The sequence below is a fragment of the Candidatus Poribacteria bacterium genome, assembly GCA_026702755.1.
In the GTDB taxonomy this organism is placed as follows: Bacteria; Poribacteria; WGA-4E; order WGA-4E; family WGA-3G; genus WGA-3G.
This window is the reverse complement of sequence record JAPPBX010000017.1, coordinates 15,601-29,819: the sequence shown is the minus strand read 5'-3', so window position 1 is coordinate 29,819 and position 14,219 is coordinate 15,601. Positions and strand designations below refer to the sequence as shown.

Annotated in this window: 9 protein-coding genes; 2 read left to right on the top strand and 7 right to left on the bottom strand. The window is 47.7% G+C overall.

What is annotated here, in order from left to right; translation table 11 throughout:
• Window positions 1-6: 6 nt before the first annotated feature.
• Both OXH39_02980 and OXH39_02975 read left to right on the top strand, forming a co-directional pair.
• The gene (locus OXH39_02980; GenBank protein ID MCY3549398.1) at window positions 7-1,347 is read left to right on the top strand and encodes a GTP-binding protein; all 1,341 of its coding nucleotides are present in this window, start codon (window positions 7-9) and stop codon (window positions 1,345-1,347) included.
• Window positions 1,335-2,390 (top strand): WD40 repeat domain-containing protein, encoded by a 1,056-nt coding sequence (locus OXH39_02975; GenBank protein MCY3549397.1) that lies wholly within the window; start codon window positions 1,335-1,337, stop codon window positions 2,388-2,390. Before OXH39_02980 ends, OXH39_02975 begins: the two co-directional genes overlap by 13 nt.
• Before the next feature lie 161 nt (window positions 2,391-2,551).
• On the opposite strand, the gene OXH39_02970 is transcribed toward OXH39_02975, so the two are convergent.
• The 7 genes from OXH39_02970 to OXH39_02940 form a co-directional block, all read right to left on the bottom strand.
• Entirely contained in the window at window positions 2,552-3,346 is a 795-nt protein-coding gene (locus OXH39_02970) for a LamG domain-containing protein (GenBank protein ID MCY3549396.1), read from the bottom strand.
• 128 nt (window positions 3,347-3,474) lie between these two features.
• A complete protein-coding gene (locus tag OXH39_02965) occupies window positions 3,475-4,929 on the bottom strand; it encodes an ABC transporter permease subunit (GenBank protein ID MCY3549395.1) in 1,455 nt (484 codons plus the stop codon).
• Between the two features lie 161 nt (window positions 4,930-5,090).
• A complete protein-coding gene (locus OXH39_02960; protein MCY3549394.1) occupies window positions 5,091-6,593 on the bottom strand; it encodes an ABC transporter permease in 1,503 nt (500 codons plus the stop codon).
• Between the two features lie 33 nt (window positions 6,594-6,626).
• Window positions 6,627-7,448, bottom strand: a complete 822-nt coding sequence (locus OXH39_02955; protein MCY3549393.1) for a LamG domain-containing protein — start codon at window positions 7,446-7,448, stop codon at window positions 6,627-6,629.
• A 182-nt stretch (window positions 7,449-7,630) separates the two neighbouring features.
• A complete protein-coding gene (locus OXH39_02950; protein ID MCY3549392.1) occupies window positions 7,631-10,726 on the bottom strand; it encodes a sigma-70 family RNA polymerase sigma factor in 3,096 nt (1,031 codons plus the stop codon).
• 373 nt (window positions 10,727-11,099) lie between these two features.
• Complete coding sequence (locus tag OXH39_02945) at window positions 11,100-12,551, bottom strand: ABC transporter permease subunit (GenBank protein ID MCY3549391.1); 1,452 nt, start codon at window positions 12,549-12,551, stop codon at window positions 11,100-11,102.
• 145 nt (window positions 12,552-12,696) lie between these two features.
• Window positions 12,697-14,208 (bottom strand): ABC transporter permease subunit, encoded by a 1,512-nt coding sequence (locus OXH39_02940; GenBank protein ID MCY3549390.1) that lies wholly within the window; start codon window positions 14,206-14,208, stop codon window positions 12,697-12,699.
• Window positions 14,209-14,219: the final 11 nt, after the last annotated feature.

Below are 14,219 nucleotides of genomic sequence, written 5' to 3'. Positions count from 1 at the left end.
ACAGCCATGCTAAACAATCAAGTTCCTGTCACCGTGTTGACGGGCTTTTTGGGATCTGGTAAAACCACGCTTCTCAACCGCATTCTCACCGAAAACCATGGCAAACGTATCGCCGTCATCGAAAACGAGTTTGGCGAGATCGGTGTCGATAATGATTTGGTCATCGGTGCCGAAGAAGAGATTTTCGAGATGAACAATGGTTGCATTTGCTGCACGGTGCGCGGTGATCTCATCCGTATTTTGGGGAATCTGATGAAGCGTCGCGATAAGTTTGACTACATCATGGTCGAAACCACAGGACTTGCGGACCCCGGGCCAGTTGCTCAGACGTTCTTTATGGACACCGAAATGCAGGAGAAACTGCAACTGGATTCCGTCACGACACTGGTTGATGCCAAACACATCTGGCAGCACATCGATGACAGCGACGAGGCGCGTGAACAGATTGCCTTTGCCGATGTCATTTTGTTGAACAAGATTGACCTTGTGACCGAGGGAGAGTTAGAGCAACTGGAAGCCAGAATTCGCAGCATGAACGCTGCAGCGAAGATTTATCGAACGAAAGACGCCGTGGTTGAAATGGACAAGATTCTCAATGTCGGTGGATTCGATCTGGACCGGGCGATGGAGATTGACCCACAGTTTATGGAACCGGAGTATCCGTTTGAATGGGCTGGTGTTTATGACCTTTCGGCAGGCACGCATGAACTGGTTCTCCAAGAAGGTCCTGACCCGGCGATGAAAGTCGCGTTGGTGCCCGTAAGTGCGTCAACCGATGAAGCTTTGGAGTCCGCTGTTGAGCCAGTCGTTATGGTTTTCTCCGATGATGAGCATGAACTTTCGGCGGGTGGCACCCTTCAACCGGGTGGACACCTCATTGCATTGAATCTCACGGCGGACGAATTACGCTTTGACGTGCAGATCGGCCGCCCCGGTGCTTACGCGCTGTTTACCGAGCATCACCCCGACGAATTTCAAGCACAACTCTTTGGCAGCGGTACCCTTGTCAAGCCAGTTGTTGAACGCGAATTTAAGCCGGACCACGAACATGATGACGAAGTCACATCGGTCGGCATCACAACCCCCGGCGACCTCGACCCTGACCGGCTGAACGATTGGATTGGCAACCTGCTTCGGACAAAAGGTCCCGACATCTTCCGCATGAAAGGTATTCTGAGCATCAAGGGGCAGCCAGAACGATTCGTCTTCCAAGGGGTTCATATGCTCTTCGACGGTCGCCCCGACCGCCCGTGGGGTGGTGAACCGCGCTACAATAGCCTTATCTTCATCGGGCGCAACCTCGACCGGTCTGAATTGACTGAAGGATTTGAAGCATGTCTCGCTTGAACAACCTGAGCAACCGCTTTTTCCAGCCCTCTCAACTGCGCGAAAATTGGACCGTAACCATCAGCGACCACGTCATTGATCTGGCGTGGTCCCCTGATGGGAGATACATTGCTGCCGCGTCGGTTCTCGGTCCGGTTACAATTTTTGAAGGTGGTCGTCGAACGGTTATCCATGCCTTTGAAGGGCATGAATTCGGTACAATGTCAATCGCATGGCGTCCAGACAGCAAGGTGCTTGCAAGCGCAGGACAAGATGGGAAAATTCGGTTGTGGGATATGGCGAGTGGCGAAGCGACCCATTCGCTTGACGGGGGCGCTGCATGGGTTGAGCATCTATCTTGGAGTGGCGGCAAGAAACCGATACTCGCCTCTGCCGCGGGGCGTAAGCTGAAACTCTGGAACGCTGTCGGCGATCTTGTTCGCGAATATTCCGATCATCAGAGCACGATTTCTGATCTCCAGTGGAGACCGCGTGTAAGACAACTTGCCTCGATTGCCTACGGCGGTGTCACGCTGTGGGACCCGCAACAGTCGGAAGCCGTCCGCCGATTGGAATGGAAAGGCTCATCACTGGTAATTGCGTGGAGCCCTGACGGCAAACACATCGCCACCGGAGATCAAGATTCGACCGTACATTTCTGGATTATGTCTACCGGTGAAGACTTGCAAATGACTGGCTATCCGACGAAAGTGCGAGAACTCTCGTGGGATGCCACGAGTCGATACTTGGCTACCGGAGGCAGTCAGGAAGTTACGGTGTGGGATTGTTCCGGTCGCGGCCCGGCTGGGACCAACCCGATCACGCTTTCCAGGCATCAGGATTTTCTCAGCGTTGTGCGTTTTCAACATCGCGGAAAACTGCTCGCCTCAGGTGGTGCTGACGGTCTGATCTACGTCTGGCAATTGCGAGGCAGAATGAGTTCTCTGGCGGTTCATGAAGCCGCCCTGGCAGCGGGGGTCACAAGCCTCGTTTGGTCACCGAACGACCAGTATATTGCTGTTGGTGACGAGTCGGGTGGGGTGAGCGTTTTTTCGCTAAGTTAAGGTTCAACATTCAAACGGAACCAGTTGCCCGAGTTCTTATTTTAGTTGTTTAACCGAGGGGGGTGCCTAAATATCCCCTATGATCAAATCAGATACTGCTTTTATTTTTAGATTAAGTTCGCAGTAGGGGCGAGGTCACCTCGCCCCTACTGGATAGAATACTACCGGTGTGCTGTTTTGAGCGCACTCCATACAGTCGTCAACTTTCCGGAGGCACCAACAGCAGACGGTTGTTGGCCTGATTGCTCAAGTTCCGCGGCGGTCAATGGACGGTTCCACACTTTCACTTCATCAATGAGTCCCTTGTAATACCGGTTCAGATGCTCTCCTACCCAAATTGACTGCCCGCTGTTGATGTCCTTTGTATTGTCATCAACTTCATCAATCAACTTACCGTCTATGTAGAATCTGATCTTTTTTGCTTTCTGGTCTCGGACACCAGCAAGGACATGCCATTTGTCATCGTTCAGGAAGTCCGGAGAAGTTATCCCAGCACTATTGGCACGTCCCTTGTCCCGGACACTAAAAGCCATTTTGCCACGAGTCGCTGGGTTATCGCCGCTGACAGAGAGTATCCAAACCGCATCAGTACCCGGACGATAGTTTCCGACAATCCCATCGTTCTTTGGTGGCTCATCGTCTGTTTTTACCCACACTTGGACTGTTAGTGAATCGCCAGTGGAAAAGGTAATCGAATCTTCCAGTGGTACTTCAACAAAGTCATCCTTGCCATCAAACTCCAATGCGTCGCCATGCTTTCCCGCGACCATCGTTGCGTTACCGTTAATGATCCCATCATTGCCTTCCTCAGACAGATCTTTTGCGGTATCGCCTTGAATGCTATTTTTATCGAAACTCAGATGTAGCACTAATCCATCCGGCGGATTGGCTTTACTACACGGTGCAAAACTGATGAGTATCCCAATCACCGCGAAAATCACAAGAACCCTTTTCATGATAAACTCCTTTTGACAGGTTAGAGAAAATAAAAAGGTCTCGGAACCAGTGAAAATACGCTTAACCGCGTACCACCACATCAATTGGAAAAATGATAGCAGATTTAACGAAAAGAGTCAAAAAGTTCTTATTTCAGATCACATTTCAGAAAGGACAACTGCGCTGCAGTAAAGAACAAGATATTAAAAAGGATTAACAGTCCGACAGGAAAAATCACACTTTGATATGAAATGCGCTCTTTAAACCTTGGTATAGCGTTTGGGTCCACCGGTTTCTGAGACAACCCTTCTCTCACAGGATAGATATGTAAACTCTCCGGATCGCCTTGATCCTCCGTTTTGATGAAATCTATAAATGTTTGTCTGTAACGGCGAACCTGCTTGACAAAATCCATATAACTAACAATCCCAGTGTTTGCAAGCCCTTCCATTGCATATTGGAAGCAAACTATCGGAGAGATTTGGGTGAGTTCCCTGGCGAGTTTCACCTGCCTCAATTGCTGATCTACGTGTTCGTCGGCTATACGGGTTTTCGTTTCGTACCTTCTCGTGAAGTACGTTGCCCATCGGCGTGTGGCTGATGGATTATCAGGTGAAGGTGCCTCGCTTAGTTTGGTTACCTCCAACAACTCCATTGGACGAAATTCATCCTCGATGTTTGCTAATTGTGCACGTTTTCGCGAGGAGACGATCTCTATTGACGGAATCGGGTCGAGGGTACCAACGAAAAGTCCGAGTAAGCTCGGAAAGATAAACGCCAAGCATACCCAAGTTAATAGCAACCACACTAAACTGGTGATGGCGTTTGATACCCGACTTGAGAAGAACAGTCCGAGAAAAATAAAGATAGAGATATGCAGCGTAAAAAGTCCGACCATCCCTAAAATTCTAAGCCAATCACTCGAACTAAACGAAATACTCCCTGAAAGATAGATGACCAGTAGGTTCATGAGGATACCTATTGTGAGCGGCACCATGAGTGTAAAAAACGTGCCCAGATATTTCGCGAATAGCATCTGTCCTCGGGAAATCTGGTTAGACATCATGAGGCTCAGTGTTCCCTTTGTCCGTTCCCCGGCAATGGCATCGAAAGTGAATAGTATAACAAAGAAACCCATGAAGATACCGATGAACACCCAGTCGATTTTGATAAGTGTGGTTGCGCCGCCTCCATGATTTGACGGTAGATATTCAAGAGTCCACATTTCTCGCCAACTGTAGTCTTCTACTACACCACCACTACCTCCACGACCGCCTCCATGCGCTGCAATGGGGATAGAGTTCGGGATGAGTTCAGCAGCCCCATCAGCACAAAATTTGAATCGACTCAGACGCTTGTAAATCTCACCGGGACCCCGCATAGCGAGTTTCCCTAAACTCTCGTCGGCATCGTCCTTAACGCGAGACAATCTTCTTTCCATCGCGAGGTTATACGCATCGACTTCCTCTCTATATCCACTATCGCCGAAGCCGTATATGAGCGCGTTCGCCAGCATTAGGGCAGGCAGCAGGATTACCATCAAAACGAACCGCAGCGTCATGAGGTTATGATATATCTCTTTTTTCGCAATATGCCAAATCATTTTTAATGGTTGTCAGTTGTCAGCGGTCAGTTAACAGTTATCAGTCACAAGAGGTTTCTGGTAACAATTCACCTCGCCCTAAAATATTCTATGGTGGGAAGATTGTTACAAAGCGCATCTTAACTGAAAACTGAAAACTAAAAAACTGATAACCCTCCTCCTCAACTCATATCATACCGGAGGAACGATACGTATGCGCCCATGAACAGAATAACATTCCACGCTAATAAAATAAAAATATCACCCGACGCACGCGAGAGACCCTCAGAAAGGGAGTTATATCGGTGCTGAAAAACAGGTAGATCTGTGAGTTCTGCAGCTCCCCTATCACTCGAAAACCACGCTCGCGCGGAAAATGCATTCTTACCGGCGAGGTAGTCCACAACTTGACGCTTATAATTTCTCACCTGTCCGATAAAATCATTATAACTCTTCCTGTCCGTGCCTATAATTGCGCCGACAGCAAAACGATATGTGTCCGCGAAAGATACCCGGGAAATATCTCTGGCGAGTTGACTGTTCCTTTCGCGAATGTCCTCCCTCCGTTTGAAAATTTCCTCAGCTTTGTTTACATAATCAATACGGAGCGGTTCTTGGTAGCCTAATACTTCCTGAAATTTGGAAACATCTAAGATGTCAATAGGTTTGATTTCATAAAGTTCTTGGAACCCGAGTTCCCCTGGCGACCGCATTTCAATCGACAGTGTCAGAGGACCATCGGCTATCCAAGAAAGCGCGCTTGTTGGATACTTATATCCCCACTTTTTCAGTTGGGCATTTCGTTCTTCCTTGAAATTTTCCCACATCTGATCAATCTGTTGCAGCACTTCTTTTTCGGGTTGAGGTTTACGCGGTGGGAACTTCGCGACTGCAAACGTTGCTATATTTGAATGGACAATTGTCAGAATTCCCCAAATAAACATCGAAAGGATCAGCGTAGTCGCTGCTTCCTTTGTCCACACAGATAAGAGCATCCCTAAAAGATAACAGATTGACACATACAACAGCGAAACAACGAGCACCATGACGAGGCGTAGCAGATCATCAGCATCAAAATCAGTAGCAGGAGAGGTGTAAGCAATAACGATGCCAACAGTGAAACTCATCACCACAATCGGAAACAGAGATAACACGCCACCAAGGTATTTCCCAAGTACGAGCGCGTCCCTCGAAACCGGATTGGATAACACCAGTTTTAGGGTACCATCCTCCCTCTCCCCTGAAATTGTGTTGTAAGCAAACAAAATTGCCAACGCACTGAGCACGATTTTGAAGACGAAAATGACATCAATAGAAAGGAAAATTGAAAGGAATGGGTTGTCTGATCCCTGTTTCTGTGCTTCTTTCTCCCAAATAGGTGTTGCCAATTTAATACTCACCATATCCGCACCGGATTTTTCCATGCCGACGTTAAAGATGCTGAGTGGATTCGGTTTCCTATATGCCTTTGGATTAATTTGGCTGTAGAGGTCCCACATTCGCTTCTCTTCGTGATGTTCCTGAACAGCAACGTGATATGTTCCCAATCGCTTTTCGTAATCTGCAACCTGAACGAAAACGGCAGCAGCTGTCGACATCAGACAGACCACAAAACCGATCATGAATCGGGAGGTCAGAACATTTGAGACGAATTCTCGCTGGATAATTAGCCAAAGTGTTGTCATAAATTTATACCAAGTCCTCCGCGATTCAGACATCTAAAACGCCTTCCGCTTCATATTGCCCCACGTCGTAGTGACCTTACCCTTCGGCGAGATTGCGAGCAAGGGGCCCTGCATCGCGGTTCTGACTTCATCTTCACTGAGCACACGACTCCATATCGCAACTTCATCAATGGAACCGCCTTCAAATGCGTACTGCGGTTTATTTTTCGCACAGCCAACCCGCAAATCCTCCTCGTTGGTGCCGAAGAAGTCATCAACCTGTGAAGGTAAATTAGCAATTATTTTTCCATCAAGATAGATTTTTAAAGCTTTATCACCGTAGGTTCCGACGACATGATGCCATGTCCTATGCTTCATTTCGTTCGGTGTAGTAATGCTTTGCTGCAAGTCTGCACCCCCAACAAGCATCGAGACCACTGAGTCCGTTTCAAGGGCTCCTAGTTCCGGAAAATCCTTTTTACCCCAGACTACCATACCGTAAGATTCAGTGTGCTTAGAATAGCACCCCTTATCAAACCATTGGGAAGAACTCCGCGTCCAATCTTCGTGATACACCCATGCCATCATCGTAATTTCATCACTGATTTTTAAGGCATCCGAGGACGGGATATTCACGCAATCTTCAGTTTCACCAGTGATACGAATTGCTTTTCCGTATTTGCCCTTGACAAATTGAGTGTTTTTGATAACTTCGGCATCCAGACCGTTGCCGGACTCGTCAAGAATTCGCTTGCCTTTGACGGAATCGAACGTAAAGTGAACCGCAAGGCCATCAGCAATATCTGCCGCAGCGTAGCCTGCTGCAATAAGCATCAACGCACTAAATAGCACAGCGTAATCAAATAGTTTTTCCATTCTATTTTCCTCTCGTTAGGGTCATTTATGGTGAATCCCAAAAATAAGCAGACATTTTTTCTACTGACCCAGTCAGGAAACCCTGCCTACCGGGTCCCCGACGAAATGTAAACTTATTTTTACAATTCACCATAGTTTTAAGTTTTTCGGATCAGTTATGTTTTTATGTATGAGGGATATGCTTATCTGCTGGTACGTTCAAAACGCAGGACACCTCGTCGTTCCGTGCCGACGTAAAACATATTTTCGTCCACAACGAGAGAAGTCACGACACCTGAAACTTCTGGGGCAATTTGTTCCCAAGTATCTGTCTCACCTTGTAGATAATAGATGCCTTCATCGTTGGCACCGTAAACGGAATCCCCTATTGTAGATAACGACTTGATGATAACAGGTTTTCCCGTCTCATCGACAAGGACATTCCAGACAACGCCATCTTTTGAATAAAAAACCCCTTTATCAGTCGCGACGCAGACCGTTGAATCTGCAAAGACTATCTCTTTGAAATGCTCGATAGAGAAGGGCAGATTTGGTGTGACATCATTCCAAGTGTCTCCCCCATCAAGCGATTGTAAGAGATGTCCATCCCGCTTACCGACATAGACGGTTCCGTCCGATGCAGCGATTTTAAAGCCTCTCCACAAGGTCTCGCGACGGAGTTCACCGGTCTCCTCCAAACCGGTGTCGTGCCATTCTGGGTCACCAGGTTTCCATCGGAAGAGTTTATAGTTGTATTCCATGTAGAACGTTTCATCGCTGACTGCGAAGTTACCCCATAATCCTTCCCGTATTAACTCATAGACCACTCGAGGGTCTATTTGCCTCTCTACCAATCTTTCAAAGAAACTGTCTGCCCCAAAATCAGGGGTCTTTGATAAATCATCCAATAAGGCATCAGCTACACCAGAAAAGCCAACGCGAAGTTCCGGCACTGATCGTCTTTCGTCTCTGAAAGTGAAACGCTTGCCCGCCAGTACTTTTTGCACCAGTCCAGATGAACTTAAAGAAGGGGGTGTTCCTGTAACGGGGATGAGAGTATTACCATCGGAAGACAACTGAAAAATAGCAGTCTCATAAATTTCTTGAATTCCTTTTGCATAGAGCACCCCATTAGTTTTTGCTACCTGCACAATTTCCGGTTGTTGCTTTTGGGATAAACGGGCACTGGGGTTCACTGCCAAGCTGACAGCCTCCCAGGATGTTCCGCCATCGTTCGATTTGACAAAATGTTTACCCACGCTGGCGTAAAGTGCTGCAGACCTGTCTGGTGCCTGATCTGCCACGAAACTAACTAAATTATCAACACGACTTTCCAGTCCGGTATGAAAGCGGTGCCACGTCTTACCACCATCAGTTGAACGGTGAATCCCACTGCTGCCACCCGTATAAAATGTGTTTCCATCTAAAGCTACAGCGCATCGCACACTGAACTGTATGGGAGAAATCCCTGAAGACGCTATAGATGTCCAAGTGTCTCCACTATCAACCGAGCGTGCTACCATACCGTCATCATTCCCGATTGCCAAGAGTGTATTCCGTGTCGTAATCAACGTTATATCCGGACGGAAGCCCGTCAGATTCCAAGCGTTCATGGGTGTTATGTCTTTCCATGCGTCACCCCCATCGGTTGATCGGAAAATCCACCACGAACGCATCTCGCCTTTCCACAATCGCTCCCAAATATCTTTCGGAGCCCCATAGAAATCCAAAATATTCACTGATGCTATGACATAAATTTCGTCCTCATATATCGCTAAAGAACCAACATGCACGGCTTCATCTACTGGTAATCGTAAGTGTTGCCAAGTGTCCGCCTCAAGACGATAGAGTCCGAGATCGGTTTTCACAAATAGCGTGCCTTGACTCATTTGTAACGAATGAATTCCTGAGTGTTCGGACAAGCGATCATCTAAGCCATTGCTTATATCCTTCCAAGAATTTCCAGCGTCATCGGATCGGAAGATACCGTCACTGAGACAAAGGTAAAGCGCATCTTCTGTAACCCTCAATTCCCTAACATACCCTTGGGGGCAGGTGCCGACGAAGTGCCAAGTTTCGCCATCATCAGTGGAAGCATACAATTCATTGGATAAGATAATATAAAGTGTACCATCCCGCTCTGCTATGGGTATATTACCGCCGGTGTTTTGATATAGGAAGGTGTCATCGACAAGTTGCCACGCCTCCTCACCCGATGGCAGCTTATAGATACTCCTGTCGCCTATAACGGTATAGAGCGTATTTTCCGAAGTCCCTGACAGGGTACCTACTTCGCCCAATATACCCGGTTCACGTACCCGAGTCCATTTCATGATGTCCTCCACGAGATCGTCTGAGTGTTGGAAATCTTTCAAGGTTTCGTGAACCACAGACTTTTCCTTATTAGGCTGTCGATGAGAGGCATTGTTCTTACTTGGCGTATTGACGTTTCCGAGCTGCGTCCGGACATCAGGTTTGGATTCAAGGCTCAGCACGATAGGTGCTTCAATGAGTTCAACTGTCATCTCCGAAGTCGCATCGAAACTGTAGGGTTTCTGGAAACGCGACAGGTATTGACTGCCAACGCCTACCATCAAAAAGACAACGACTAATGTGGAAACGCCGATTGCCCACGGCACCAACGGTTTACTGCTAGATGGCGCAATTGGGTTCATACGCGAAATCTCCCGCATAATATTCTCTGATAGATTTGGTGTAATTTGGAAGTTGCCTAAAGCCTCTCGAATCATCGGTTCCTCCTTCTTTAATCGTTGTCTTGCTCGGTGGAGTCGGCTCTTAATCGCGCTAACCGACATACCCAGAAACTCGCTTATCTGTTCATAATTCATTCCCCCAAGGTAGTAAAGGGTGATGACTGTACGCTCGCTCTCTTGTAACTTCGCAAGCAACTTTTTGACGATCTCGCGCTGTGCTTCTGCTGTTGTCCGCTCGTTTTCCTCAATAACATATCCAGAATAGGTTGCTTTTTCTAATTGCGCGCTGCTTGTGTTTTCCAACGACTGGGTTGATAAACGTTTCTGACGCAGCCACATTTTGCAGTAGTTCGCTGCTATCACATAGAGCCAACCCGCGAAACGCTGCGGTTTTCTCAGTGTTGAGAGTTTTTGATACGCTTGCAGGAAGGTATCCTGTGTAATATCCTCGGCGATATGGAAATCCCCGATCTTCCGCCACGCCAGTGCGTGAACGGATTTCTGATATTTTCTCACAAGCACGGAGAACGCAGTATCATCGCCTTCAAGCACGCGTTGGATGAGTTGAGCATCGTTGTTTTTCATCGGACACCTCTGAAAAGGGTATGTTCATCAATTCATATTAACATTTAAGATGCTACTTTAAATAAAAAAGTTTCGTAATTCTGCAATCTTTATTTTTCAAGGTCTTCTGTAGGTTGGGTTGAACGGAACTGAAGAGACAGATGTGGGTGCCCCAAATATCTCTTAAATCCAACAGAGGATCATAGATCCTCAAGAACATAGTGAAATCCAACTTCATACTGTCATATTTCCCGAAATTGCAAGGTGATTGTATCTTCGCTTCCGCAATGTTCAAGTGATTGTATATTTTACTGTAATTACAAAGAGGGGGGTTTTCATCGAAAAGGTTTAAAAAGAAAATTCAGAATATGTAGACAAGAAAGATTTGCTTGCGTTAAAGCTCGACACGGACAAACGCGAGATACGCCGCGGATAGTAAAACTACAACGAACAACGTTAGCAACAACAGATCGACTGCTGCTGTGTTGAAGTCCTTATTGAGACTCAAGGTATCTTCAAATTTTGGAATCGCCTCTGAAGCGACAGGCTTCTGCGACATCCCTTCACGAACCCCAAAGATATGAAGACTCTCCGGATCGGTTTGATCGGTGTCAGCGATGAAAACCCGAAATTGTTGGGCATAGGATTTAACGTTCTCTAAAAATTGCAAATGTCGCTCAAACCCCGTTCCAGCAAAGGCTTCAAGGAGGTGATAGAAAATGGTGACGGGTGAAATTTGGGTGATCGCACGCGCCCGACGGACCTGAGAAATTTGCTGTTTTAAGCGTTCTTCATGCAGGCGTTCCTGCTGCGCTGCGTCTTTGGTGACGAACTCGCCTGCCACTTGTAATATTTGGATTTGAGTTAAAGGCTTATTTGAACCATATTGGAGCGTGTAGTATTCGCGCAGAAGTTCCTCCTCAAGTTGAGCACTGCGTTCAGAAAATCCGAGAGTAGACGTTGACGGGGCAGAACGCCCTGCAATCGAAACGAGTGTACTGGGCATAAAAACGACAAAGGTGACCCAAGCCAAGAGGAGTATCACGAGACTCACCGCGCTCCGTTGTACACGTGCCGACACAAGCAGCCCCAACGCCAGAAATAGACTTATGTACAAAAGCGCAATAGAGAAAATGAGCCCTAAACGCCCCCACGCCTCCGCACTAAGGTGTACATCGCTTGACGTAGAAATCATTAAGAGATTCACCAAGACGGCAAGCGTGAAAGGAATGTTTATACTGATTAATGCTCCTAAAAACTTACCAATCAGGACGGTATGACGCGGAATCGAGTTCGCCAACATCAATCGCAGTGTGCCTCGTTCGCGTTCGTGGGAAATCGCATCGAAGGTGAATAGGAGCGCGATGAGACTTAAGACGTAACCGATGATAAAACCCCAATCCACTTTGGTGACGTTTGTGCGAACATTATGCAGGTCAGGGGTGGCCGATGGATAGTTCAGTATCCAGAAACTTTCTAAGGGCGGTTGGCCGCCGTGTCCCCAACGGTCGGCACCACCTATCGCATAATTTGGTAGAAACGCCTCACCGCCTTCTGCACAGAAACGGAGGACAGATGGCTGCTTATGGAGGTCCCCGGGTCCCTGCTCGGCGAGTTTATACAAACTATCCCCAGCATGAAATGCTAAGCGATTCTGATATTCGACGACATAATTGCGAGAGTTCTGGACGCGTTTCGGATGTTCTCGGAGATGTACAATCGCGTTGGTCAACATCAAGCCGAGCAACAACACCGTTGCCAGGGCAAATCGGAGGCTATTGAGATTATCATAAAGTTCGCGTTTCGCAATATGCCACATTTTTTTATGGTTGTCGGCTGTCAGCAATGAGCCTTCAGCAAAGAGTGATTGTGCTATATTAGTAAGTGCAGTCGGTAATCAGCAGTTTGTGGGAGTGAGCACACGAGCAACCGTCACATAGGTTTCTTAACTGATTGCTGAAAGCGCAGCGACCTGACCGCTGATAGCCATTTTACACTTCACTTTTGATGAAAATCAGAAATATCACGATGAAAATAATGACATTAAGCATGAGTAGTATGCTTAAATCCGGTAAGGCTCGCTTTGCATTTGTGTTCACATCGACCCTTTGAAAAGAGAACTGCGGTAGATTGCTCCAATCTGCGGCACCTTTGTCCGAAGAAAACCACTGTCGAGACTTGAATACCTCTTCATCATAGAGATAGTCAATTACGCGCTGTCTGTGTCGTCTCGCAGCGTCAAGAAAATCTCTGACACCGCGCAGGTCTGTGCCAGCCCAGGCTTGTGTTGCGGCATCATACAGTCCCACGGGCGAGAGTTTCAGATAGAGTCGCTCCACGTTTGCGGGTTGAGTGAAGATGCCTTCCAGTGCGGGCTTTCGGATGAGCCATGTTTGGTCTGCTGTCCCGATAACCTGGGTCCCGAGGAAACCGAAATAATTCTGGGCGTGCGGAATCTTAGGTTCAGCTTCATCGTTAAGGCTGCCAGCCGACATGCTGCTGTTGTAGGCATACAACAAGCGACTAGGGTCACCCCAAAGACCTTCACTATACCCGCCACTGCCCAGAATGTTAAAATGCCAGTCTTCCCCTGGGAGCGCGTCGGTGGCGAGGAACCGTTTCCGGTCTCTGTCAAATTCCTCCCACATCTGTTCGATTTGATTAAAAGCGGATGCCCGGCGCGCTTGCGGTGCCTCCGGTTGCGGGACCACGGCAAGAATCATATTCGGATAGACAAGAACCAAAAATCCCCACACAAACATGGAGAGCATCAACGCAGTTCTGGTCCGACGCGTCGCCGCCGAAATCAACAGTCCGATGAGATAGAATACGGAAAGGTATACAACGGTGGTTAAAATAATCCCTCCGATCCGCAAAAAATCACCGGTGTTCAGAGAAATGGAAGGGGTCATCGTCAGCAAGATGACTGCAAGGAGCAGGCTCATTAGCAACGGCACAAGTAAGCAAAGCATCGCACTGATATATTTGGCAAGCAGGATATGCCCGCGACGGACCGGATGTGTCAAGACCAGACGTAATGTGCCACGTTCATATTCTCCAGCGAGCGTATCGTAGGCGAAAATCAGTGCCAATAAACTCAGAATCACCTCAAAGATAAAAACAATATCCAGCGAAGCGAACATATCCATAAACGGATTGTCCGACCCATGCATCCCGGTGTCCCACAACGATGGAACATACGAATGGGATATCTGAACCTCGTTTCCGAGCTGCTTATCGAACCCGACATTGAAAATGCTTAACGGGTTCGGGGGTCGGTCGACGACTAATTTCCTTATCCCTGAGGAATACGTTTTCGCCGCCTGAAGCTGCCTCTGATGCATTTTGACCGCAGCATTGTGGCTTGCCAAGCGTTGCTCGTGATCCGTGATGAGCACCGAGGTATTCGCGACGACAAGCAACAGCATAATCAAGGCAGCTGCAGCAAATCGGAACGTCATCAGGTTATCAAGGAGTTCCCGGCGAATGAGTGTTGTTAGCATTAATTACGCTC